This window comes from Litorivivens sp., assembly GCF_057445395.1.
Genome location: NZ_JBVBUV010000003.1, coordinates 14348 through 37717 on the forward strand (window position 1 = coordinate 14348; position 23370 = coordinate 37717).

Annotated in this window: 22 protein-coding genes; 4 read left to right on the forward strand and 18 right to left on the reverse strand. The window is 53.9% G+C overall.

Features of this window, described 5'->3' with window-relative positions; translation table 11 throughout:
* Positions 1-47 precede the first annotated feature (47 nt).
* The gene (locus AC222A_RS01565) at positions 48-1061 is read right to left on the reverse strand and encodes a tryptophan--tRNA ligase (protein ID WP_372759150.1); all 1014 of its coding nucleotides are present in this window, start codon (positions 1059-1061) and stop codon (positions 48-50) included.
* A gap of 51 nt (positions 1062-1112) precedes the next feature.
* Positions 1113-2252 (reverse strand): tRNA-queuosine alpha-mannosyltransferase domain-containing protein, encoded by a 1140-nt coding sequence (locus AC222A_RS01570; protein ID WP_372810016.1) that lies wholly within the window; start codon positions 2250-2252, stop codon positions 1113-1115.
* 69 nt (positions 2253-2321) lie between these two features.
* Here AC222A_RS01570 and AC222A_RS01575 point away from each other — a divergent pair, with 69 nt between their 5' ends.
* The gene (locus AC222A_RS01575) at positions 2322-3110 is read left to right on the forward strand and encodes an enoyl-CoA hydratase/isomerase family protein (RefSeq protein ID WP_372750640.1); all 789 of its coding nucleotides are present in this window, start codon (positions 2322-2324) and stop codon (positions 3108-3110) included.
* Positions 3111-3177: 67 nt separating this feature from the next.
* Here the strand turns inward: AC222A_RS01575 and AC222A_RS01580 are convergent, their stop codons facing one another.
* Genes AC222A_RS01580 through tsaB form a run of 4 tightly spaced genes read right to left on the reverse strand, consistent with a single transcriptional unit; the run spans position 3178 to position 6893 of the window.
* On the reverse strand, positions 3178-4491 hold the full coding sequence (locus AC222A_RS01580; RefSeq protein WP_372758792.1) for a M18 family aminopeptidase: 1314 nt from the start codon (positions 4489-4491) through the stop codon (positions 3178-3180).
* Between the two features lie 5 nt (positions 4492-4496).
* Complete coding sequence (locus tag AC222A_RS01585) at positions 4497-5390, reverse strand: NAD(P)-dependent oxidoreductase (protein ID WP_372748240.1); 894 nt, start codon at positions 5388-5390, stop codon at positions 4497-4499.
* Between the two features lie 6 nt (positions 5391-5396).
* The gene (locus AC222A_RS01590) at positions 5397-6200 is read right to left on the reverse strand and encodes an undecaprenyl-diphosphate phosphatase (RefSeq protein ID WP_486774575.1); all 804 of its coding nucleotides are present in this window, start codon (positions 6198-6200) and stop codon (positions 5397-5399) included.
* A gap of 30 nt (positions 6201-6230) precedes the next feature.
* On the reverse strand, positions 6231-6893 hold the full coding sequence (gene tsaB, locus AC222A_RS01595; RefSeq protein WP_372748242.1) for a tRNA (adenosine(37)-N6)-threonylcarbamoyltransferase complex dimerization subunit type 1 TsaB: 663 nt from the start codon (positions 6891-6893) through the stop codon (positions 6231-6233).
* A gap of 44 nt (positions 6894-6937) precedes the next feature.
* On the opposite strand from tsaB, the gene mobA reads away from it, so the two are divergent.
* Positions 6938-7573: a molybdenum cofactor guanylyltransferase MobA gene (gene mobA, locus AC222A_RS01600; RefSeq protein ID WP_372748243.1), complete on the forward strand. Its 636-nt coding sequence runs from the start codon at positions 6938-6940 to the stop codon at positions 7571-7573.
* A gap of 84 nt (positions 7574-7657) precedes the next feature.
* Here the strand turns inward: mobA and AC222A_RS01605 are convergent, their stop codons facing one another.
* The 3 genes from AC222A_RS01605 to adk all read right to left on the reverse strand — a co-directional run bounded on the left by AC222A_RS01605 (position 7658) and on the right by adk (position 10357).
* Entirely contained in the window at positions 7658-8428 is a 771-nt protein-coding gene (locus AC222A_RS01605; RefSeq protein ID WP_372748244.1) for a hypothetical protein, read from the reverse strand.
* A 183-nt stretch (positions 8429-8611) separates the two neighbouring features.
* Positions 8612-9595: a ferrochelatase gene (hemH, locus tag AC222A_RS01610; RefSeq protein ID WP_372782828.1), complete on the reverse strand. Its 984-nt coding sequence runs from the start codon at positions 9593-9595 to the stop codon at positions 8612-8614.
* 117 nt (positions 9596-9712) lie between these two features.
* Positions 9713-10357, reverse strand: coding sequence for an adenylate kinase (gene adk / locus AC222A_RS01615; RefSeq protein ID WP_372748246.1), 645 nt, complete (start codon positions 10355-10357; stop codon positions 9713-9715).
* Between the two features lie 246 nt (positions 10358-10603).
* On the opposite strand from adk, the gene AC222A_RS01620 reads away from it, so the two are divergent.
* Entirely contained in the window at positions 10604-10936 is a 333-nt protein-coding gene (locus AC222A_RS01620) for a type 1 pili tip component (RefSeq protein ID WP_372748247.1), read from the forward strand.
* Here AC222A_RS01620 and mazG read toward each other — a convergent pair.
* Genes mazG through cysM form a run of 3 tightly spaced genes read right to left on the reverse strand, consistent with a single transcriptional unit; the run spans position 10933 to position 14911 of the window.
* Entirely contained in the window at positions 10933-11736 is an 804-nt protein-coding gene (gene mazG, locus AC222A_RS01625) for a nucleoside triphosphate pyrophosphohydrolase (protein ID WP_372748248.1), read from the reverse strand. The genes AC222A_RS01620 and mazG overlap by 4 nt on opposite strands.
* Positions 11736-13967: a GTP diphosphokinase gene (gene relA, locus AC222A_RS01630; protein WP_372748249.1), complete on the reverse strand. Its 2232-nt coding sequence runs from the start codon at positions 13965-13967 to the stop codon at positions 11736-11738. Before relA ends, mazG begins: the two co-directional genes overlap by 1 nt.
* A gap of 29 nt (positions 13968-13996) precedes the next feature.
* Positions 13997-14911: a cysteine synthase CysM gene (cysM, locus tag AC222A_RS01635; RefSeq protein ID WP_486774576.1), complete on the reverse strand. Its 915-nt coding sequence runs from the start codon at positions 14909-14911 to the stop codon at positions 13997-13999.
* A 152-nt stretch (positions 14912-15063) separates the two neighbouring features.
* On the opposite strand from cysM, the gene AC222A_RS01640 reads away from it, so the two are divergent.
* A complete protein-coding gene (locus tag AC222A_RS01640; protein WP_486774577.1) occupies positions 15064-17733 on the forward strand; it encodes an ATP-binding protein in 2670 nt (889 codons plus the stop codon).
* Positions 17734-17743: 10 nt separating this feature from the next.
* Here AC222A_RS01640 and recO read toward each other — a convergent pair whose 3' ends face one another.
* From recO to lepA, 6 genes are read right to left on the reverse strand one after another with little or no spacing between them, the layout of a single operon-like run.
* Positions 17744-18466, reverse strand: coding sequence for a DNA repair protein RecO (gene recO, locus AC222A_RS01645; protein WP_372747796.1), 723 nt, complete (start codon positions 18464-18466; stop codon positions 17744-17746).
* A 5-nt stretch (positions 18467-18471) separates the two neighbouring features.
* Positions 18472-19368, reverse strand: a complete 897-nt coding sequence (gene era, locus AC222A_RS01650; protein ID WP_372747795.1) for a GTPase Era — start codon at positions 19366-19368, stop codon at positions 18472-18474.
* Positions 19365-20045 carry a ribonuclease III gene (gene rnc, locus AC222A_RS01655; protein WP_486774592.1) on the reverse strand — a complete coding sequence of 227 codons (681 nt, stop codon included), beginning with the start codon at positions 20043-20045 and terminating at the stop codon, positions 19365-19367. The genes era and rnc overlap by 4 nt, the downstream gene beginning before the upstream one ends.
* A complete protein-coding gene (locus AC222A_RS01660) occupies positions 20042-20419 on the reverse strand; it encodes a DUF4845 domain-containing protein (protein WP_372747793.1) in 378 nt (125 codons plus the stop codon). The genes rnc and AC222A_RS01660 overlap by 4 nt, the downstream gene beginning before the upstream one ends.
* Positions 20420-20441: 22 nt before the next feature.
* Positions 20442-21497, reverse strand: coding sequence for a signal peptidase I (gene lepB / locus AC222A_RS01665; protein ID WP_372747792.1), 1056 nt, complete (start codon positions 21495-21497; stop codon positions 20442-20444).
* A complete protein-coding gene (gene lepA, locus AC222A_RS01670) occupies positions 21497-23296 on the reverse strand; it encodes a translation elongation factor 4 (protein WP_372747791.1) in 1800 nt (599 codons plus the stop codon). Before lepA ends, lepB begins: the two co-directional genes overlap by 1 nt.
* Between the last annotated feature and the right edge of the window lie 74 nt (positions 23297-23370).

The window sequence follows — 23370 nt, forward strand, 5'->3', positions numbered from 1 at the left end:
TCGGCGTCCATATCGCCTCCCAACAAGGCTGGGAGGCGGAAGCACCCTCAGGCTAGCGGCGGTATGCCCACCGCCGTTTTCACTTTGGCCAACAGCCTCCCCGCTCTTTCCCGCGCCTTCTCAGCACCCTTGCGCAATTGCACATCAACAAAACCAGGGTCGGCCATCAACCGCTCATACTCATCGCGCGCCTCGGCCAGCTCGTCATTAATCAAGGCACACAATTCCTTCTTGGCCTGACCCCAGGCAATACCTTCTGCAAACTGCTTACGCATCCAAGCAGTCTGCTCCTCACTGGCAAAAGCCTGCCATATCTGAAACACGGTGGACGTATCAGGGTCTTTGGGCTCGCCGGGCTCCAGCAGGTTGGTTTTTATTTTATTGATAGCCTTCTGCATTTTCTTCGGCGGCAGGAACAACGGAATGGTGTTGCCGTAACTCTTGCTCATCTTGCGACCATCTAGACCTTTGAGCACCGCCACATTGTCGTCCACCTGCACCTCGGGCAACGTAAACGTATCCCCGTAAAGGTGATTGAAGCGCTGTGCGATATCTCGCGCCATTTCCAGATGCTGAACCTGGTCTCTACCTACAGGCACTCTGTGCGCGTTAAAGGCAAGGATATCGGCAGCCATCAATATCGGGTAACTGAACAGCCCCATGTTGATACCGAAGTCCGGATCCTGCTGCTCCTCTTCATTGGCCTGCACCGCCGCCTTATAGGCATGTGCGCGATTCATCAATCCCTTGGCCGCAACACAGGTGAGTACCCAGGTAAGTTCGGGAATTTCCGGCACGTCTGACTGACGGTAAAATGTGGTGTTATTGGTATCGAGCCCAAGCGCCAGCCAGGTAGCCGCTATCTCGCGCGCCGACTGCCGCACCTGCTCCGGTTCATGACACTTGATCAATGCATGATAATCGGCGAGGAAAAAAAAGGAATCAAAGTCAGTAGATTTGCTCGCGGCGATGGCCGGGCGAATCGCCCCAACGTAATTTCCAAGGTGGGGCGTACCAGTTGTTGTGATTCCGGTCAGAACGCGAAGTTTTTCGGATGACACTAAAAGCTCCAGAGTTTCCAGATTACAGGGTATCAATACAGTAGAAGCCGACTATGATACTGGCTCCCGGGGCAAAATGTTACTGACAGCATCGTCAATGGCGCGCTGGTAATCAGTTGCGAGGCGATCCCAAGCCAGTGAAGCCAATGACGGGCAAGGCGGCAATCCGTCGCGACGCCAGCTGGACAGTCGCGCCACCACCGCCATGGCTTCATCCGCCGGCAAACCGGGCCGTGATGGATAAAGGTACGCATCAGCAAAAAACTCCGGGTAGCACAGCCGATCAGGTAGCAATGGCACACACCCGGCCTGTACCGCCTCCATCACTGCCAAACCCTGAAAATCATGCAATGTAGTGGAAAGCACAACCTGCTGCCGCCCCAGCTCCGCCAGATACTCTGCCCTGTCAGCTACGTACCCTGTATCAACAACGCGTACGTACCCATTGCCCGACTTCGCCAGCAGGCGTTTCATCTCCTCAGGTAAGGTCCGAAAGCGCTGCCCAAGCAATGTCAGCTCAACCAGCTGTCGGCCACGTTCTAAAGCTGTCACCAGCGCTTCCAGTTGCGCCACGCCCTTGTCATATTCCCAGCGGTGATTCCAGACAAGTCGCAAGGGTTGTTCTGGCGCTACCTCCTCTTCACGGCCAGCAACACTATCCAACGCCCGCAACGGCACCGGCAATACCCGCGACTTCTGCCGCAAGCACTCAAACCAGCCATTTTCGGGAACCTGATCCGGCAATTTACGGCATAGTGCCTCGCAACCCGCGATCAGAGTGTCCAGGTTATAACGTGAGTTAAACCACAATTGATCTGCCGCCAACGCGGCGTAGAGATTTACCATCTGCGGTTCTATCTGCTGCTGACGGGAACCCTGTGGCGATGGCGGATACGCAAACTGGTTCTCATGAAAATATGCCACCCAGGGAATATTGCGCAGCGCTGGAACAAGACCGCGCAAGGTAGCTATATCGACAGTTGAAGTAGCGATGACCAGATCCACCGGATCGTCTAGCAAGTGCCGCTGCTCACTGAACCAGCTCAAGGGATTGCCACGGATTCGCCAGTTAAAATAGCGCGGCGGCATGGTTAGAACTCGCCACTGTATCTGCGGTAAATGCGCTTGCAAACCCTGCAACCAGTAATCGTGGCTAGCAGCATGATAGGCAGATAACACAAGAATTCGCATAACGCGGCGACTTGACCCCCAGCAACGGCTAAACTAGTCTCGCCGCATCCAAGCAAAGAGACACATACAATGAGCAACTACAATACCCTTACTCTTGAAGAGCAAAATGGCATCGCCAAGATTACCTTAAACCGACCCGATGCCGCTAACGCGCTGAATGTCGAGCTAGCCAGAGAATTGATGCAGGCTGCTATCACAGTAAGTGAATCAGACTCGGTACGTGCAGTCATTCTGACCGGCAACGGCAAGCTGTTCTGTGCGGGTGGCGACATACAGGCGTTCGATCAGGCCGGTAACAATGTCGGTGGACTGGTCAAAGAAATTACCGCATATCTACACGCCGCCATCTCCCGCCTGACCCGCATGAATGCGCCATTGATTGTTGCGGTCAACGGTGCCGCCGCTGGCGCAGGTTTCAGCCTTGCACTTATCGGCGACATGGTTCTGGCTGCAGAGTCGGCCAAATTCACCATGGCGTACACCGGCATCGGCGCCAGCCCCGACGGCAGCTCGTCCTATTTTCTGCCGCGCCTGATTGGTTTGCGCCGCACCCAGGAACTGATGCTTACCAACCGCCGCGTGACCGCAGCAGAAGCAGAAGACTGGGGGATGGTAACGCGCGTTGTGGCAGATTCTGAACTGATGGAAGAAGCGGAAAAACTCGCCGCCCAGTTGGCCGCCGGCCCTCGCCTTTCGCACGGTGTTATCAAGCGCTTGCTGGCCAGTACGTTTAACGAAAGCCTGGAAACCCAGATGGAAGTGGAATCCCAGGGTATTGCCGCGATGATGAACACTGCCGATGGCCGCGAAGGCATTAACGCCTTCAAAGCGAAGCGCAAGCCTGAGTTCAAACTGTAATCTATCTTCGAACCTGGCTCGCACCCGATAGCAGGAGCGAGCCAGCCAATTTTTAATCCGCTAGATACTATATTTGCGGCAACTCGCGACTGGCAAAAAAATGCGCTGCAACTTTGGCCAGTCCGTGGGCATCCTCACTTCCCGCCAGTTCTCGGCAGGAATGCATAGCAAATGTTGGCACGCCAATGTCCACTGTCCGCACACCGAGCGCACCAGACGTGATAGGCCCGATCGTGCTACCACAGCCCATATCGCTGCGAATGACAAACTGCTGTACGGGCACATCGCACGCTTTGCACAAGGCGGTAAACAACGTGTTGGTTTCACTGGTGCTCGCATAGCGCTGATTGGCATTGATTTTGATCACCGGCCCGGCATTCAGCAAGGGTCCGTGATTGTTATCATGCCGGTCAACGTAATTGGGATGAACGCCGTGGGCGTTGTCCGCCGACACCATCAAGGACTGGTGGATAGCCCGCTCGAAGCTTTCGTGATCGCCCACGACGCGCTGCAAAATAGCTTTGAGCATTGGCCCTTGAGCACCGATGGCCGACAAGCTACCGACTTCTTCGTGGTCATTACAGACCAAGACTGCATGCGTTTTATTGCCCGCCGCCAATAAACCTCGGAGGCCTACAAAACAGGACAGCAGATTATCGAGCCGGGCACTGGCAATAAACTCGTTACGCCAGCCTATCACCGCAGGCGGCTGCGTATCGTAAAGACTCAACTCGAAATCTATCAGTTCAACCGCGTCGGGCGCACCCTCCGCCTTCAGATATTCCAGAAGCAGCGTCTCCAGATCCGAGTTGTCGCCGGAAAAACACACAATAGGCGGCATATCCGTTTGCGGGTTTACCGTCCGCGCATTATTTGCCTCACGATCCAGATGGATAGCCAGACTGGGAATAACCGCCACGGCACGCTGCAAATCGATCAAGCGTTGTTTTAACGCACCATCTTTTGTCTGGTAGTGAACCCGTCCAGCCAACGACAAATCGCGGTCAAACCACGGGTTCAGCAAAGCGCCACCGTAAACCTGTACGCCCCACTGGCGATACCCTTTCTTTTCGATATCTGGTTTTGGCTTAAGCTTCAGGCAGGGGCTGTCCGTATGTGCGCCCCACATCCGCCAGCCCTTTTCAGGCAATTCGTCCGTGCCGTAAACAAATGCCACCAAACTTGATTGATTGCGTTGCACATAGTACTTACCACCGGCCTGAAGCTCCCAGGCATCTGCTTCGCGCAACGCGCTAAAACCCGCAGCGTCAAGGCGACGACTCATTTCCGCTACCGCGTGAAATGGTGTGGTGCTTGCCTGCAAAAACTCCAGCATTTCCCGATTAAAAGCGTCTTTATCCTGCATGCCTGACTTTTCCATTACCATCACTTCCCGGAATACTTCTCTAGGCGGGCTACCAAGCTGCAGGTATCCCAGCGGGCCCCGCCCATCGCCTCAACTTCACTGTAAAACTGATCAACCAGCGCGGTTACCGGCAGGTGGCTATTATTGCGACGACCTTCGGCAAGCGCATAATTCAAATCCTTACGCATCCATTCCACGGCAAAACCGAAATCAAACTCCCCATCGATCATCGCCTGGTAACGATTTTCCATCTGCCAGGACTGAGCCGCGCCTTTGGAAATTACATCAACCACTTCAGCAGCATCCAGCCCGGCATTTCTGGCAAACTGAATACCTTCAGCCAAACCCTGCACCAAACCGGCAATACAAATCTGATTAACCATTTTAGTCAATTGGCCGGCGCCAATATCGCCCAACCGCTTGGCACGCTTGGCATAGCATTCCAAGACCGGATAAAGAGCCGCGCAATCCGCTTCACGACCGCCCATCATCACGGTCAACACACCGTCTTGCGCACCTTTCTGACCACCTGATACCGGCGCATCCACAAAGCGGATGCCTTTGGCAAGCGCCGCCTGCCCCATACGGCGTGCCAGTTCTGCCGACGTTGTGGTGTGATCACACAGTATCGCGCCGGTTTTCATTGCGGCCAGAACACCGTCAGTCCCGGTCAGCACCGTCTCCACATCCTCATCAGCGCCTAGGCAGCTGAACACAATGTCTGCATCGACAACCGCCGCCGCAGGTGTATTCGCCGCCTCACCGGTGTACGTGTCTAACCAAAGTCGTGCTTTATCGGCGCTCCGATTATAGACAGTAACGCGGTAACGCGAAGACAGATGCCCGGCCATGGGAAATCCCATAACGCCAAGACCAAGGAAGGTAATTTTCAGAGAAGTATCATTTGTCATCATGGCACCCTAAACTTGCCAATAGGCTGTGGCAAAAATCGCCATGGCAAGCACCACGCGATAAAGCGCAAACGGTACCAAACCAATGCGCTCCACCCAACGCATAAACCAGCCGATACATAGAAATGCCGTGATCCCCGACAGGGCCATGGCACTTACCAACACCATCCAATCTATGGCCGCTTCGGCACCAAAAAGATCGAGCGATTTCAGCAGTGCCGCGCCGGAAATAACCGGAATCGACAGCAAGAAGGAAAAACGGGACGCCTCGAACAAACTCAGACCAAGAAAGGCCGCCGCCGTAATCGTGATACCCGAACGCGAGGTGCCGGGAATTAATGCCAGCGCCTGGGCAAAGCCAATAATCAGCACCATCATCAAGGTTAAATCTCTGCAGCTTTTGTCAGCCGCAAAGCGCTGGGCAAATGCCAATAACAAACCAAACACCAGTGTCGTGGCGCCCAGCACCCAGGCTGTGCGCAAATGCGCTTCAATAAAATCATCAAACAGAAAACCCAGTACAATCGCCGGGAGAGTTCCCACAACAACCCACCAGGCCAGCCGACTGTCATCACTAGCCTCACGTTTGGCAAGGCTGGTACACCAGGCCGTGAACAAGCTCAGAATATCACGCCGGAAATACACCACCACAGCAAGCAGCGACCCAAAATGCACCGCAACGTCAAAGGCCAAGCCCTGGTCTTTCCATCCCAGCAACGCCGCTGGCAATACCAGATGACCAGAACTGGACACCGGCAAAAACTCCGTGAGCCCTTGCACGATGGCCAGAATAAGCGCCTGAATCAGATCCACAGTGAGATTACCTTCCAATAATGATAACGATCAACGCCAGGCGACTTCGTCGCGCAAATATCGCGGCAGCGCACGGTCACTGGGTACGGCGCCATCTGCCAACCATAATTGAGCGCCCAGCGCAGCAACACTGGTCGCTCTTGGCAACAAATGAATATCAGCTCCTTCAGCGAATACTGGCAAACGCTCAGCATATTGCCAACCTGATCCCACTCGATGGAAATCGCCTTCGAGTAGCACGGCTTCCGGAGAAGACAACTGCTCATTGCCCAGCGCCTGCGGGAAACCATCCACCACACGATAGGCGCACCAGTACACTTCATCCATTCGCGCATCAACACACACGAGAATCCGCTGCCCCTCACCTATCTGATGCTGGGTGATAGCCGTATGGGCGAGCGCCGCCAGGCTCGACACGGGCAAGCAGGGCAAATCCGCGGCGAAAGCCAACCCTTGCACCACCGATGCACAAACCCGCAACCCGGTAAACGAGCCGGGGCCACAGCCAAATGCTATGGCATTCAGCGAGGGCAGTGACATATTCGCTTCAGACAGAATGGCATCCACCAATGGCAAGACTGCCTGGGTATGCGAGCGCGGTGTTACCTCGTGTCTTTCGACAACATCTCCATCGCGCCACAAGGCCACCGAACAGGCATCACCTGAAGTCTCCAAGGCTAGCAAAGTGGCCATTGCGACCGCCTCCAATTACAATGCAGCTGGTTAAACGAGTGCGCATGATAACACAGCCCTTTCCTCTAATTGACGAGCGTCGCGCAGTGAACAGAACCACCACGTCAACAGTTGATGCCATCATTCTGGCGGGCGGACAGGGAGCTCGACTGGGTGGCCGTGACAAGGGGCTGGTTGACTGGGAAGGGCGAGCGCTGATAGCCCATGTCATCGACCGTATTGCGCCCCAGGTAGCGTCGATTGTTATCAGCGCCAATCGCAACCTGCTGGACTACGGGCAATTCGGTTATCCCGTTTATCCAGACAGCCGCACCGGTTTTAACGGCCCCCTTGCGGGTATAGAAGCCTGCGCCAGCCATTGCAGCAATCCCTTTACATTGATTGTTGCTTGCGACACGCCAAAATTGCCGCTAACACTTGTCCGAGACCTGAAAAAAACCCTTGATACGTTCAAGGTCAATGCGACCTATGCTACCGATGAACGACCACACTACCTTCCGTGCTTAGTGCGGACGCAGTACCTCACCGATATTTCAGTTCAATTGAATAACAGCAATGGCAGTGTCAAAGGGTGGCTGAAAGGCCTGGGAGAACGGGCAACCCCCTTCGAGAACTGCCAGGCCTTCGTAAATATGAACTATGTACCGGGTTCCGCAGCAAAACCGCCCCCCGAAAAATAAAAAAGCGACAGCTGCCTGACAGCTGTCGCTCCCTATTGTGTTGCTGCACTCTGTAGATAGCGCCCGCGCGGGCGCTATGTCAGATTATGCTTTAGCTTTACGCTTTGCGGCTGCGCGTTTCTTTGGCGCTGCACGCTTAGCGGCTGCCTTTTTACGCGGTGCCTTTGCTTTCTTGGCGGCAGCTTTCTTCTTGGCTGGCGCTTTTTTCGCTGCGGCTTTTCGCTTGGCGGGGGCTTTGCGTTTTTTGGGTGCTGCTTTCTTACGCGCCTTTTTCGCCGCCGCTTTCTCCGCAGCTTTTGCTTTAGCTTCCAGTTTCTTCGCCGCTTGCTTGTGCTTGGTGGCAAGTTTACGCGCTATGGCAGCCAATTTTTTCTTGTTGGCTGCAAGACGCTTCTTGCGCCAGCGAGACTGGAAGGCCGACAGCGCTTTCTTCATATCCGCTTCGGTTTTGTCGTCCAGCGCTTTGGCACGTTCGGCTACTTTGTCTTTAACCGCTTGCTCAGAAGCTTTGATCTTCGCCTCTACCTGAACCTTAGAAAGGCTCAACTTGGCTTTTGCTTCTGCTTCACGGGATTTACGCAGCTTTTCATTAGCGCGCTTCACAGCGTTTGCCGCTCGCTTGGCTGCATTTTTATCCCCTTTGAGGGATGATTTCGCAGCTTTCGCTTTGGCTGCAGTTGCAGCGTTTCGCGCACTGGCTACTGCTTTTCGATCGGCTTCAACAGCCTTGCTTGCTTTGGTTAAAGCAGCTTCAGCTTTTTTCACCGCGGGCGTGGTTACTACAGCTTTCCGCGCTCGTTTCTTGGCAGGCGCTTTTCTTGTTTTTGCTTTTGCTTTTGCTTTTTTAACGGCCATTATTTTCTCCTCGACACGCATCAACAGAAACTGTCGAAATCAAAATAGCACATAAATTAAACAACAGCCAAGAAAACGCCAAAGAAATACACAAAATTCAACGACTTTTTACGAAAAAGTTATCCAATTTTATAAATTTTTAAAGGAAACACGTTTCAAGTTTCAATTTTTCACCCAAACAACTCAAAACACCTGCAAATTTTTACGCGCCAGTAACGCTAACAAACTGGCGTGATCTTGCGACGCATTCAAACAGGGAATATAGGAAAAACTTTCACCACCGTGCTCGTAAAATATCTCCGCTGCCTCGGTATCGAGCTCTTCGAGAGTTTCAAGACAATCAACAGCGAACGACGGGGCAATAACATCGAGCGACTTACACCCGTCACGAGCGAGCTGTTCCACCGTTTTATCTGTGTAGGGCTGCAACCATTCAGCCTTACCAAGCCTTGATTGATAGGTAAGCACCCATTCATTTTCGGAAAGCGAGAGTTCATCGGCCAACCGTTGCGCTGTTACTTCACAATGGCGCTGGTAAGGGTCGCCCAGCAAAATATTGCGCTTGGGGATGCCGTGAAACGACATCAATAGCTTCTCGTGGCGACCGTGCGAAGCCCAATGACTTCTCACTTGTGCTGCCAAGGCAGCAATGTAGTAGTCATCGTCGTGGTAGTTACGAACCCAATTCCAGGCAGGGATATCACGCTGGCGCTGAAAATACCGCCCAACAATATCCATAGCGGCTGCGGTGGTAGTCGCTGAATACTGGGGGAACAAAGGAATAAAACAGAAGGCGTTCACGCCATCGGCACGCAATTCATCCAGCACATCGGAAATTCCCGGTCGACCATAGGTCATTGCCAAACAGACACGCGCCTCATCGTCGAGCTGTTCCTGCACTTGGTCTCGCAGCTGCTCACTAAACAATCTCAGCGGTGAATCGCCGGCAGCCCAGAGCGGAAGGTACTTCTTTGCCACTTTTGGGGAACGAAATGGAAGAATTATGCAGTAGAGTATGAACAGCCAGAGCAGGCGCGGTACTTCAACCACTCTGCGATCAGAAAGAAATGCCTTAAGAAAGGCCCTTACACCCTTCGCATCGGGGGTGTCGGGTGTACCCAGATTAATCAGAATTACCGCTTTGTCTGGCATAGCTTTGTCTGGCATAGCTCTCTCCGCGTCACCATCGCTGCGCATAGATTACGCAGCCTTTTTATATAGCGATCACATTATACTGGCAAAAAAAAAGCGCCGTTGGGCGCTTTCGGGGACACATTGGAAGAATCAGGCCAGCGCAGACAGTACCCGCTGCTTGATCTCTTCTACACTGCCTACACCTTCTACCTTGGCGTACGACGGTGCATTAGCGCCACTCAGGTTCTGATAGAAGTCTACCAATGGCTTGGTCTGCTCGTGATATACCGAGAGACGTTTACGCACTGTGTCTTCCTGATCATCTTCGCGTTGCACCAGCGGCTCACCGGTCACATCGTCGACACCGGCCTGCTTTGGTGGATTATTGTCCACGTGGTAGGTTCGACCAGATGCTTCATGCACCCGACGACCGCTCATGCGCGACACGATTTCCTCGTCGGCAACGGCGATTTCAAGCACCTTGTCGATAACCACGCCGGCGTCCTGCAGGGCTTCAGCCTGCGGAATGGTGCGTGGAAAGCCATCGAATAAAAAGCCATTGGCACAGTCGTCGGCCTGAATACGCTCTTTGACCAACGCGATAATGATTTCATCTGACACAAGCCCGCCCGATGTCATGACTTCCTTTACCTGAAGCCCGAGCTTCGACTCTGCTTTAACAGCAGCCCGCAGCATGTCGCCAGTTGAAATCTGCGGAATGGAAAAGTGCTCGCAGATAAACTGGGCTTGGGTGCCCTTGCCAGCCCCTGGTGGCCCCAACAATATAACGCGCATGGTTTGCTCCCCACGGTGTAATTCCGGTCGCAGGCAGGGGGCTGCCCGCGAAAGAGGCGACAAGATACACAGCTCCCTGCCCCAGCACAACCCCAAGCCCCGCCAGAGCAGCCGTTGCGGCCGGTGGCGACAGCGCCAGATCGCTTGATATTTGTACGTATTTTATGGATTTTAAGTTGCGAAGCCGACCAATTCGGCTCTATGATGATAGTGAGCATTTGTGCTTGTCTGAAATCGGAAGGTTCTATGGAAATCAAAGAGCTGCTCGATCTTTGGGAAGACACCGCAAGGGCTGAGCTGACCAAAGATGTGTTCGAAGTTCGACTCCCTCTCGAAGAGGCCTCCAAATTACGCGCTTTAGCGGAGCTTTATCCGCGCCGCACCCTCGAAGAAATCGTCACTGATCTATTATCTGCCTCGCTGGCAGAAGTGGAGCGCACGCTGCCCTATGTGCGCGGCAAAGCGGTGGTTTCGCACGATGAATTCGGAGACCCCCTTTACGAGGACGTTGGCCCAACGCCGCGCTACCGGGTACTACTGCAAAAACACCTGGCGCAGTACAAAACAGCGGGACATTAATCCGCTGACTTGAGGCGCCGCTTGGCCTCCTCCCACAGCGACTCCAGGGTTGCGGGGCACTGCTCTCTCAAATGTTTGGCTGACAGCTGCTCCATTTCCCGAAAGCGACGCTCAAACTTGCGATTTGAGTCTCTCAGCACGGTTTCGGCATCGAAGCCCAAGTGACGTGCGAGGTTTACCGCGACAAACAATAAATCACCCAGCTCTTCGGCTTGGGCCTCGCGGTCGTTGCTGTGCAACACCTCTTCGAGTTCTGCTCGCTCTTCCGTAAGCTTTTCCAGCACCCCGTCCACCGATGGCCAGTCAAAACCAATGGTTGCCGCCCGTTTTTGGAGCTTCTGTGCCCGGGTTAGCGCCGGTAGCGACTGCGGAATATCATCGAGGATACCAGTTTGCGCTTTGCCGGCTCGCTCTTCTGCCTTGATCTCCTCCCACCGAGCTTTTATCTCCTGCTCGCTGGCATGGCGGCCATTGCCAGGGCGCTCCAGCACACCGTCCGGAAATACGTGCGGATGTCTGCGCAGCAATTTTCGAACAATATTGTCGGTGATGGCATCAAAGCTGAAATCACCAGCCTCTTCTGCCAACTGAGCGTAAAACACCACCTGAAATAACACATCCCCAAGCTCCTGCCGAATCTGATCAACATCGTGCGACTCGATGGCATCAATCAGCTCGTATGTCTCTTCCAGTGTATGGGGTGCAATACTCTGGTAATTCTGCTTCAGATCCCAGGGACAGCCGTGGTCAGGGTCACGCAGGCAGCGCATTAACTCGCGAAGATCATCCAGGGTATACATCAAAGCTCGCTTATACGGCGCACAGTGGCAACATTCGGCAACCCGTTCAACTTGGCAAACAGATCCGCCAGCTCCGCCAGTCCTGCTACCTCGACACGCAGCTGCATTGAGGCAATGTGGCTTTTCGTGTCGGTATTGGTCGTCATGGAAATGACGTTTACATGGGCATTGCTCAACAGGTTGGTGATATCGCGCAATAGCCCCTGGCGATCATAGGCTTCCAGGGCAATATCCACAGGATAAGTTTCTGTTTTACGCCCCGCCCAACTGACTTCAATGATGCGCTCAGGTTCAACGGCCTGCAGGTGGAGCAGCTTTTTGCAGTCCTGGCGGTGAACGCTGACACCTCGCCCAACCGTTATGTACCCCGAAATGGCTTCACCGGGCAAAGGCTTACAGCAGCCGGCTATCTGGGTTAACAGATTACCCACACCGCTGATACTGATATCACTCGATGCATCGGTTGGCGACGCTGGGCCACTGCCAAATTGCGGCAGCTTCGGCTCGTCCTGGCCCAGCAGGGAATGCGCAGCTTTAATAACCTGCATGGAACTGAGGTCACCCGCGCCAACCGCCGCGTACATGTCATCAACCGATTGGCAGTTCACCTTATTAGCAATGGTCTTGTAGTCGACGCTGGTCAGCCCCAGTCGCTTGAATTCCTTTTCCAGCAAGTAGCGACCGGCCAGAACGTTATCTTCCTTGGCCTGCTGCCGGAACCAGTGTTGTACTTTGCTGCGCGCCCGAGACGTTTTCAGGTACCCAAGATTAGACTGTAACCAGTCTCGTCGTGGCGCATTTTCCTTCCCGGTGAGAATTTCAACCCGCTCACCGGTCTGCAGCGTATAGGTCAGCGGTACGATGCGGCCATTGACCTTCGCACCCCGACAGCGATGCCCCACTTCCGTATGGATGTGATAGGCAAAGTCCAGCGGGGTTGAACCGTATTGGAGGTTGACCACGTGGCCATCGGGCGTAAACACATACACCCTGTCCTGGGCGTGCTGAAAGTGGTCAGCGATATCGAGGTTGTCGCCACTTTCTTCGTGCCAATCCAGTACCTGACGCAACCAAGCGATTTTCTCTTCGTATCCAGCCGTGTTTTTCCCGCTGGCATCGGCCCCTTTGTAACGCCAGTGCGAACAGACACCAAATTCTGCCTCTTCGTGCATGCTGCTGGTGCGGATCTGCACTTCCAGCACTTTGCCCATCGGCCCGATCACGGCAGTGTGCAAGGAGCGATAACCGTTCTCTTTGGGGTTGGCGATATAGTCGTCGAATTCGTTCGGGATATTGCGCCACAGGCCGTGTACAACGCCGAGCACGGTGTAACAGGACTTGATATCCGGCACCAAAATACGCACTGCGCGAATGTCATAAACCTGGGAAAAACCAATACCTTTACGCTGCATTTTTCGCCAGATGCTGTATATATGCTTGGCCCGCCCGACAATTTCCGCAGTAACGCCCTCTTTGCCGACGGACTCACTGATCAGCGCAATCGCTTCTTCTATATAGCGTTGGCGATCCAGCCGCTTTTCATCAAGCAATTTGGCAATTTTCTTGTACGCCAAGGGCTGAAGATAGCGAAAGCTGAGATCTTCAAGCTCCCACTTGATATGACCGATACCCAAGCGATGTGCCAACGGCGCATAGATATCGAACACTTCGCGCGCCACCCGATAGCGTTTTTCGGGTTTGTTTTTGACTGCGCGGATGGCCGAGGTGCGCTCCGCGAGCTTAATCAACGCGACCCTGACATCATCGACCAAGGCCACCAGCATTTTGCGAATGGTTTCGCTCTGAGCTTCGGACTGCCCGAGGATCTGGGAATCATGCTGGGAAGCGTTCATCACGGTGATGGCAGCCATACGCTGCACACCGTCGATCAGCTTTTCCACCATGGCGCCGTAGCGCTTTGCAACTTCGTCTAGGGAGATACGCCCTTCGCGCACCGAACGGTACAGGGCGGCCGCCACCAGCGCATCCTGATCAAGGTGTAAATCCGACAGGATTTCCACCATTTCCAGGCCAGTATAGAAGCTGGCCATTGGCATTGCGTTATTGTGCGACGCGCCCGTACGACGCGCGCAGTCTGCACTCAACTCACAAGCGCTGATCAAAACTTTGGCGTCTACATCCTGGGGATTGACCGGCAAGCGCTGATACCAAGCGAGCAGGTCAACCTCGCCATCGGCCTTGAGTGGATAGTCTTCGCGAACCTTAACCATTCCCTGTCCTCAGGCGCCCCGCGAAGCGCTTACTGACTCCCCTTGCCAAGCGCCGCATCAAACACCCCCGTAGAGAGGTAACGATCGCCTCGATCACATACGATAGCGACAATAACTGCATTGTTGACGGTTTCAGACACCTGCAGGGCGCCGGCGACTGCGCCGCCAGAGGATACACCACACAGTATCCCCTCTTCCGCCGCCATTCTGCGCATGGTGACTTCCGCTGTGCGTTGATCCATATCGATAATGCGATCCACACACTCGGGCTTGTAAATACTCGGCAGGTACTCCTTCGGCCAGCGCCGGATTCCAGGTATCGCTGAACAATCATCGGGTTGCAAGCCAATGATCTCCACCGCGGGGTTCTTCTCTTTAAGAAAGCGGGATACCCCCATAATTGTACCGGTTGTCCCCATAGAGCTGACAAAGTGTGTAATGCTGCCCTCGGTCTGCTTCCATATTTCGGGGCCCGTCCCGGTGTAATGTGCCTCAGGATTATCGGCGTTGCCAAACTGGTCAAGTACCTTGCCTTTACCTTCCGACTGCATTTTCAGTGCCAGATCACGCGCACCTTCCATGCCTTCCTCCTTGCTCACCTCCACCAACTCGGCACCATAGGCAGCCATCGCCAGCTTGCGTTCGAGGCTCATATGGCTGGGCATGATTAGCACCATCCGGTAGCCCTTAATTGCGGCAGCCATGGCCAGTGCGATACCGGTGTTGCCGCTAGTGGCTTCGATAAGGGTATCGCCGGGCTTAATCTCACCGCGCTGCTCAGCGCGGTTAATCATGCTCAACGCTGGCCGGTCTTTCACTGATCCCGCCGGATTATTACCTTCCAGCTTCACCAGAATCGTATTGGTGGTATTACCGGGCAGGCGCTGTAACCGTACCAGCGGAGTAGCGCCGACAAACTGTTCGATGGTGGGAAATTCAATCATGGGATAAACCAGCAATCCTCGTAGTTGGCCGGTATTATAGGTGGATTTCCGCGAAATAGTTGGGCATATTCACTGAAACCGGACGCGTCAATGCATTTCGCCGGGCAGAACAACTGCTTGTTAATTCTAACATTTCAAGGGCCTACTTGCTCATGCCCGTCATTCCCACGCCTAAGCTTGGGTTGCGTCAGCAAATCATGGTGCTGGCGATTTTACCATTTTTACTGGTGGTTAGCGCCACCGGGCTTTTCATGCTCTACAGCTACCATGTGGAAACACATGCGCTTGACGAACAGCACGTTAAACGCACCGCTCGCCTGATCGCCAACAGTGCAAGGACTGCCCTGCTCGATGGCCGTATCGCGTCACTCCAATCCCTGCTGGATACTAGCCTTGACCGCGAAATCTTAGGTGTCGCCATTCTAGCGCCTGATCTGAAACCTCGCATTACCAGCGGCGATTTCAAACCCACTGTGTTTAACAGTGACTCGATAGTATGGGAAAAAAGCCACGTTTCAGCTCGCTGGCCAATTTACCGGTACACCAACACCGCCGTACCAGCCGAGCGCGGCACAACAGACGCGTTAATCGGCTGGGTCGCCGTTACGGCAGCGCACACCAAAATCCTCAAGACCCGCTACCTCACCATTGCCTGGGGAGTGCTTTGGGCAATGCTATCCATCCTGTTAACCATTTATCTGGGCGGGCGGATAAATCGCATCTTACTAAGCCGGATACTGCAGTTGCGCGATATCCTCAGCACACTGGACAACCATCAATGGAACACACGCCTGCCTGATTCCAAGTTCCCAGATTGGACGCTACTAAGCGAAACTATTAACAGCCTGGCCCAGCGAACCCAACAATCGTTTCGCAAACTCCAGAATGAAGTTGAGCACAGCCATAGGGACCTGCAACGCACGCTTGAACACCTTGAAATCAGCAATATGGAACTGGAACTGGCACGCGTTGAGGCACTCAGCGCCAGCCAGTCAAAATCCGAGTTTCTGGCCAATACCAGTCACGAAGTGCGGACGCCGCTGTCCGGCATTTTGGGATTTTGCAATGTCCTGTTGGAAAATGAGCGTAATCCTCGCAGGCGCGAGTATCTCGAGAGCATTCGTACGTCGGCCGAGCACTTGCTGGGAGTATTGAACGACATTCTCGATCTTTCCAAGATCGAAGCCGGCAAATTTACACTGCGCACTAAACCCTTTGCTCTGCTGCCCGTCATTGAAGACAGCGCACGGCTATTTGCCCAGCAAGCCGCCGATAAGCATATTGCACTAGTTGTCGACGCCGCCCCTGATCTGCCATGCTCCGTCATCGGCGACCCTGCACGCCTAAAACAAATGCTAACCAACCTGATCAGTAATGCGGTCAAGTTTACCGACCGGGGTGAGGTCGTTATATCTGTTCACACCGAACCGCTAGACGGCGACACGGTCGAACTTCGAATGATTGTTCGCGATACCGGCATCGGCATCCGACCATCGCAGAAACAACAATTGTTTGAAGCCTTTCAGCAACTCGATGGCTCCGACACACGCGAACACGGTGGCACCGGCTTGGGGCTGGCTATTGTCAAACGCATTGCTGAATTGATGAATGGCCACATTGAACTTTTGGAATCGGGCCACAATGGTTCAGCCTTTGAGCTGCGGCTGCCGGTGACGCGATCTGATGAACAATCACCCCCTGCAAACAAGCTGCAACGCCGCGTGCTGATCTGGGAAGACAATCCTCGAGTTAAACTCGCCTTGCAACATCGTTTCGAGGCACTGCAAATTACCTTTATCGCCTATGATGACCTCAACGAGCTGATCGCAGCCAGCTCCAGAGACGATATCCTCTTGCTAGGATTCAGCAGCTACGCCGACTTTGCTGCGCACGAACGCAACATTCCACATGCGCACATCCGTGTGATTTTGCTCCCCAGCCTGACTCAGGTGCTCTCGCGAGAGGACTACCTTTTTCTCCAGAAGCCGATTACCCAGCAATCACTAACCGATGCCTTATTTGGCTCTCCCCCAGAGCAGCGTTTACGCGCACCCGATGCCAACCAGGGCGGTCCTGCACAAATCCTCGCGGTAGACGACAATGCATCCAATCGACTGCTGATCAATGCGTTACTCGACGAACTGAAGCTACCAGCACGAATATGCGCAAGCGGACATGAAGCGTTGGCACTATGTGAGCAGCAACACTTTCCGTTGATCATACTCGATCTGCAGATGCCTGAGCTTGGCGGCGCGCAAACGGCAGAGAAAATTCGTGAAAATGCACTTAACGCACACAGTTATGTTGTCGCACTGACCGCCCACCTGACTGATGACCACAACGATTGCGCCCCTGACGTTTTTGACGAAATGCTTGAAAAGCCCCTCACCCTGGAAAGGCTCAGTGCACTCGCCAAGCGCTGCTTATCGCATGCGTCACTAAAACCCGTTGCCCTCGGTGAGAGTATCCAGCGAGCCGGCGGCAGGCATTGGCTGGCACTGGAAATGCTGGAGCGATTTCTTGGCGAGCTCTCTGCCACTAAACGCCGTTGGCAAGAGGCTCTACAAAACCAGGGCCTCACAGCGCTGCGCCATGAAGCCCATCAACTCAGCGGAGCCTGTCGCTATGTGGGTGTACCGGCTCTGGAAAACGCGCTTGAGAGATTCAATGCCTCCAGCAATGTCGGTCAAGCGATGCGCGAGGGCGAACACGTTGTCAGAGAAATTGAACGCTTGCTTGATTGGAGTGACAACGTCGAATTGCCGCTCCTGTTCGAGGACAATGAAAATTTAATGCCGCGACCCACTCCCAGCGAGGAATAACGGGCGCTCACTAACGCGTGAATAGGGCTCGGCTTTTCAAAGGTGCGGCACCCACCAACGGCACTAGGGCTTGCCGGCAGATGCGTTTCAGGTCACGCAGCTTGGACTGATCCAGTGTGGCAGATTGTTCCAATGCCTGCGCCAGCGCCAACAGATCCGCCCCCAGATAACCCTGATCCGCGGCTGGCACCTGATAAAAGCCGCCGTCATTACTCAGCTTATAGCGGGCTTGCGCGGCAATAGGCGCCCCACTGGCCGTGTCGTGATAGAAATCCAGCCCGTACCCCAGCTCTGCCAACAGCTGCAGCTCGTAGCGCCGTAGAATAACCTGCAGAGCCTCATTGTCCTTCGCCGAACAATCCGCCATGGTCTTCAATGCTGTCTCATAGCCAGACCAAAGCAGCGGGTGCGCATCGAGCCGATGCAGGGCTCGCAATGTAATTTCATTGACATAGAGGGCACAGAACAGTGAATTGCCAGCTAACCGCAATGGTTGCCGGGATTCGACGTCTACCAGTGTTTTCAGCTCACCGTGACCGCGCCAGCGTATTTCCAGCAACTGAAAGGGCTGCAATGCTGCCGCCAGCTCGCGTGCACGTTTGCCGCCGCCCTTAACGCCACGCGCAACCGCCGCGAGACGGCCGTGTTCGCGACTAAAACATTCTATAATCAGCTGAGTATCCCGATAGGGACGCGCGTGGAGCAGGTAAGCGGGCTCGAAATCGCTTTCCATAAGAGCTAATCGTTGTCGTTGTATCCCAAACTACGCAGCGCACGCTCGTCGTCGGACCAGCCGGATTTGATCTTCACCCACAGGTTCAGCATCACCTTGCCGTCGATAAGTTTTTCTATATCGCGCCGAGCTTCGGTTCCAATCGACTTCAGGCGCGAGCCACCTTTACCGATCAGTATTTTTTTCTGCCCGTCACGCTCGACATAAATCGCCGCGCTAATATGGGTTATCTGCGCTTCCTGCTTGAATTCTTCAATTTCAACCGTCATGGCATAGGGCAGCTCGTCGCCCAGCTGCCGAGTGATTTTTTCGCGAACAATTTCGGCCGCCAAAAACCGAACACTGCGGTCGGTGATCTGATCTTCTTCAAAGAAATGGGGGCCCTGGGGCAAATACGCATCAAGTGATTGCTCAAGTGCATCGAGATTATCTGCTCGCAGGGCAGACACCGGAATCAGCTGCGCATACTCATGATCTTCGGCTCGCTCGGCAATAAAGGGGAGCAATTCTTCCTTGTCATCGAGCTTATCTACTTTGTTGATCACCAACACCACCGGCACTTGCCGGTCGCGCAGCTGTTCAAGCACCCAGCGGTCTTCCTCAGTCCAACGTCCCGCCTCAATAACAAACACCACCACGTCTACATCACGCAAGCTGCTGGTTGCCTCGCGGTTCATAAAGCGGTTGATCGCACGGCTCTGGCCGCGGTGGAGCCCCGGCGTATCCACATAGATTGCCTGCACAGTATCACGGGTCTTGATACCCAATACACGATGTCGGGTGGTCTGGGGTTTGCGGGAAGTGATACTGATCTTCTGACCTAGTATGTGATTGAGCAAGGTGGATTTGCCCACATTGGGACGGCCAACAATAGCAATGTAGCCGCAGCGGGATTCTGTCATGATTCGCCCTGTAAAATATCCAGCATCTGCTGGGCCGCAGCCTGTTCGGCTTTTTTGCGGCTGGTTGCACTCGCGGTAACGGATGTGCCGCCCAACTGTGTGCGGCAACGTACTTCAAATACTTGATTGTGTGGCTGACCGGCCTGGTCGACCAGTTCATAGTCTGGCAATGCCACGCCTTTTGACTGCAGAAATTCCTGTAACCGGGTTTTGGGGTCTTTCAATGCTTCACCGGGCGCTATCTGCTCTATACGCTCAGCGAACCAGCGCCTGACACATTGGCGAACCTCGTCAAAACCCGCCTCGGTATAGATCGCACCTATTAGTGCTTCAACCACGTCGGCCAGAATGGAATCCCTGCGATGCCCACCACTTTTCAGCTCACCGCTACCCAGCAGGATGTAATCACCCAGTAATAGCTCTCGTGCCAGTTTCGCTAAGGTAACCCCTTTAACCAGGGTCGAGCGCATACGACTCAGTTCGCCCTCTCGAGCGGCGGGAAATCGCTCACTGAGGTATTCTGCGATAACCAGGCTCAGTACCGCATCACCCAGAAATTCAAGCCGTTCATTGTTGTCCTTACCGGCTGAGCGATGACGCAAGGCCCGCTCCAGCATAACCTCATCAACAAACTGGTAGCCCAGACGCTCTTGCAATGCGGCGTAGGAAGGCATCAGCTACGCGGGATTTCAAACAGCAGATTGTCGAATTTCACAACCGCATCAATATTGTAGAGCAGCGGTACGCGCACTTCATAACGCGCGTCCATAATGATCACATTGCGCTCGGAGGTAAATTTAATGTCACGCAGTTGGATGGTTTCCACGCGGTTGGTGATAAACGCGCCCTGCATTGACTTACGGATCTCCGATGCAGTCATACCCCTTCGATCCGGGTCTTCGGCTGCATTTTTCACTATCTGCCGGATCGTGATGTGATCCAGATAGATCGGCGCCAGCCGGAACGTGCACAACCCCAGCAGGGCTGCCACAGAAATGATCACGGCTAACGGTATCAGGCCCATGCCTGTCTGTTTGGATCGAAGTTGCATACCCGCCTCCTGCATTTATTATCTAGCGAATGGTTCCCACCCGATCGAAGCTTGGCAGTTCGCTTACTGAGCGCCAGTGCATCCAAATCGCAAAGGCCTTGCCAACAATATTGGACTCCGGTACCTGCCCCCAAATGCGACTGTCGCTACTGTTATCACGGTTATCACCCATCATGAAATAGTGCCCGGGGCGCACCACTTCGCGAAAATCGCCACGATCGACGCGCAACTCATGATGTATCAAATGCTCGCGCCCTGCCAAATCTTCAGAGATGACTTCATAACGGGGGTTCAGCGGTGGTACTTCTGCCAGTAATGTCTGCGCCATAGGCTTACCATTAATAAAGAGTGCCTTGTCTTTATACACGATCTCATCGCCGGGCAAACCCACCACACGCTTAATGAAATAGCGACTGTCGTGGGGCGGGAAAAACACCATCACATCGCCACGCTCAGGCTCACCCACCTCCAGAATTTTGGTGCCGGCCACGGGCAGACGCAAACCATAACTGAACTTGTTTACCAGAATGTAATCACCCACTTCCAGGCTTGGAACCATAGACGCCGATGGAATCTGAAACGGTTCTGCAACAAAAGAACGCAGTACCAGCACGACCAGCAACACCGGGAAAAAGGATTTGGCATTTTCGGCAATGGGCAATTGCTCAGAAAGCTGCGCTTTCAGGTTTTCATAGTCGGCCTTCACGGTATATTTGAGGTAGACCGCTATATTCCCTTCCGTTATCAAGTAGGTTCGGCGACGCGCAAAAAACAAACGATCCAGCAGCGCGATGAGGCCGGCCAGCGCAGTAATCACCACCAGCACCAACGCAAAATCTCCGTCTTTCACCAGCACTACACTGGCAAACCAGGCCATCCAGGCAAGGTTTATGAACATGGTGGTCGAGTTCCACCAGCCCGGCATCGCCTGCGTAAGCAGAGATTCGCCATTGTTTTCTTTTTTGTGGTCTGCACACCAGGAAAGCGCGTCATTTAACTGCCGACGTCCGCGGACTTCCTGTACCGTCCAGACAATCAGGGTTAGCGCACTAACCACCAGCAACAGATTGTTAACCATTAGCTATCGACCTTAAGTACTGCGAGGAACGCTGACTGGGGTATTTCCACTTTCCCCACCATTTTCATGCGCTTCTTACCCGCTTTCTGCTTTTCCAACAGTTTTCGTTTACGTGAGACATCACCACCATAGCATTTTGCTGTGACGTTTTTGCGCAATGCTTTGACGGTTTGCCGCGCAATGACATGACCGCCTATTGCCGCCTGAATCGCCACATCAAACATTTGCCGGGGGATCAGCTCTTTCATTTTTTCTACCAGCGCACGACCGCGACTGGCGGCAAAATCCTTGTGTACGATCATGGCCAGAGCGTCAACACGCTCTCCATTGATCAAAACATCAAGTTTTACCAGATTGGCTTCCTGAAAGCGCTCAAAACTGTAATCCAATGACGCAAAGCCTCGGCTCACTGACTTTAGGCGGTCAAACAGATCCAGCACTACCTCACTCATCGGGATTTCATACGTGAGTGATACCTGCTGCCCAAGAAACTGCATATCTTTCTGAACACCGCGCTTTTCAACACACAGGGAAATCACATTGCCGACAAATTCCTGCGGCACCAGAATATTGGCACGCGCTATGGGCTCTCGCATTTCTTCCAACTCGCCAGGATCTGGCAGGGCCGAAGGGTTATCGACCTGTACAACTTCTCCTCGCTTGGTTTTTACCTCGTAAATAACCGTGGGCGCGGTGGTGATCAGATCCAGGTCGTACTCCCGCTCCAGCCGCTCCTGAATGATCTCCATATGCAGCGTGCCGAGGAAACCACAGCGAAAGCCGAAACCCAACGCATCGGACGTTTCCGGCTCGTAAAACAGGGAGGCATCGTTCAATGTAAGCTTGGCCAATGCCTCGCGGAAATCCTCGTAGTCGTCTGTAGATACCGTGAACATACCGGCATATACCTGCGGCTTTATCTTTTTAAATCCCGGCAACGCTGCAACGCTGCTGGTTGAGGCGTGGGTAAAGGTGTCGCCGACCGGCGCACCGTGGATATCCTTGATACCCGCCACCACAAAGCCCACTTCGCCTGCACGCAGCTGCCCTGTTGACGTCAGTTTTGGGGTGAATATACCGACGTTATCGACACCGTGTGCTTTACCAATAGTCTTGGCAATGACCTTGTCACCTTTTTTGATGACACCATTCTTGACCCGCACCAGCGACACAACACCCAGATAATTATCAAACCAGGAGTCAATAATCAGCGCCTGCAATTCACCGTCAGGATCGCCGACAGGAGGTGGGATCTTGGCGATTATCTGCTCCAGAATATCGTCGATACCCAGGCCTGATTTGGCACTCGCCGCGACAGCATCCGTGGCATCCAGGCCAATAATTTCCTCTATCTCTCGCTTTACCCGCTCTGGATCAGCCTGCGGCAGGTCCATCTTATTGAGGACGGGAATAACCTCAAGATCCTGTTCTATGGCGGTATAGCAGTTCGCAACGGACTGCGCCTCAACCCCTTGAGCTGCATCGACCACCAGCAACGCCCCTTCACAGGCCGCCAGCGAGCGAGACACCTCGTAGGTGAAATCTACGTGTCCCGGAGTATCGATAAAATTGAGCTCGTAGGTTTCCCCATCCTTGGCTGTATAGTTCAGGGTGACGCTCTGCGCCTTGATCGTAATGCCGCGTTCGCGCTCGATATCCATCGAATCGAGCACCTGCTCAGCCATTTCACGCTCGGTAAGACCGCCACACACTTGAATAAAGCGGTCGGCAATCGTCGATTTGCCGTGGTCAATATGGGCAATAATGGAAAAATTTCGAATATGTTTAAGACTGCTCACACAATTCCCAGGGCCGGTTAGGGTTCACAAAGGCCGGCAACGACACCGGCGGGGCTCAAAGCCGGCGATTGTAG

Excerpts from the sequence above, each read along its gene's own strand:
- AC222A_RS01580 (WP_372758792.1), bottom strand. The coding sequence starts at position 4,491 with ATGGAAAAGTCAGGCATGCAGGATAAAGACGCTTTTAATCGGGAAATG.
- mobA (WP_372748243.1), top strand. The coding sequence starts at position 6,938 with ATGATAACACAGCCCTTTCCTCTAATTGACGAGCGTCGCGCAGTGAAC.
- tsaB (WP_372748242.1), bottom strand. The coding sequence starts at position 6,893 with ATGGCCACTTTGCTAGCCTTGGAGACTTCAGGTGATGCCTGTTCGGTG.
- AC222A_RS01585 (WP_372748240.1), bottom strand. The coding sequence starts at position 5,390 with ATGATGACAAATGATACTTCTCTGAAAATTACCTTCCTTGGTCTTGGC.
- AC222A_RS01570 (WP_372810016.1), bottom strand. The coding sequence starts at position 2,252 with ATGCGAATTCTTGTGTTATCTGCCTATCATGCTGCTAGCCACGATTAC.
- AC222A_RS01620 (WP_372748247.1), top strand. The coding sequence starts at position 10,604 with ATGGAAATCAAAGAGCTGCTCGATCTTTGGGAAGACACCGCAAGGGCT.
- era (WP_372747795.1), bottom strand. The coding sequence starts at position 19,368 with ATGACAGAATCCCGCTGCGGCTACATTGCTATTGTTGGCCGTCCCAAT.
- relA (WP_372748249.1), bottom strand. The coding sequence starts at position 13,967 with ATGGTTAAGGTTCGCGAAGACTATCCACTCAAGGCCGATGGCGAGGTT.
- AC222A_RS01640 (WP_486774577.1), top strand. The coding sequence starts at position 15,064 with ATGCCCGTCATTCCCACGCCTAAGCTTGGGTTGCGTCAGCAAATCATG.
- mazG (WP_372748248.1), bottom strand. The coding sequence starts at position 11,736 with ATGTATACCCTGGATGATCTTCGCGAGTTAATGCGCTGCCTGCGTGAC.
- recO (WP_372747796.1), bottom strand. The coding sequence starts at position 18,466 with ATGGAAAGCGATTTCGAGCCCGCTTACCTGCTCCACGCGCGTCCCTAT.
- AC222A_RS01575 (WP_372750640.1), top strand. The coding sequence starts at position 2,322 with ATGAGCAACTACAATACCCTTACTCTTGAAGAGCAAAATGGCATCGCC.
- AC222A_RS01660 (WP_372747793.1), bottom strand. The coding sequence starts at position 20,419 with ATGCAACTTCGATCCAAACAGACAGGCATGGGCCTGATACCGTTAGCC.
- AC222A_RS01605 (WP_372748244.1), bottom strand. The coding sequence starts at position 8,428 with ATGGCCGTTAAAAAAGCAAAAGCAAAAGCAAAAACAAGAAAAGCGCCT.
- lepB (WP_372747792.1), bottom strand. The coding sequence starts at position 21,497 with ATGGTTAACAATCTGTTGCTGGTGGTTAGTGCGCTAACCCTGATTGTC.
- adk (WP_372748246.1), bottom strand. The coding sequence starts at position 10,357 with ATGCGCGTTATATTGTTGGGGCCACCAGGGGCTGGCAAGGGCACCCAA.
- hemH (WP_372782828.1), bottom strand. The coding sequence starts at position 9,595 with ATGCCAGACAAAGCTATGCCAGACAAAGCGGTAATTCTGATTAATCTG.
- cysM (WP_486774576.1), bottom strand. The coding sequence starts at position 14,911 with ATGATTGAATTTCCCACCATCGAACAGTTTGTCGGCGCTACTCCGCTG.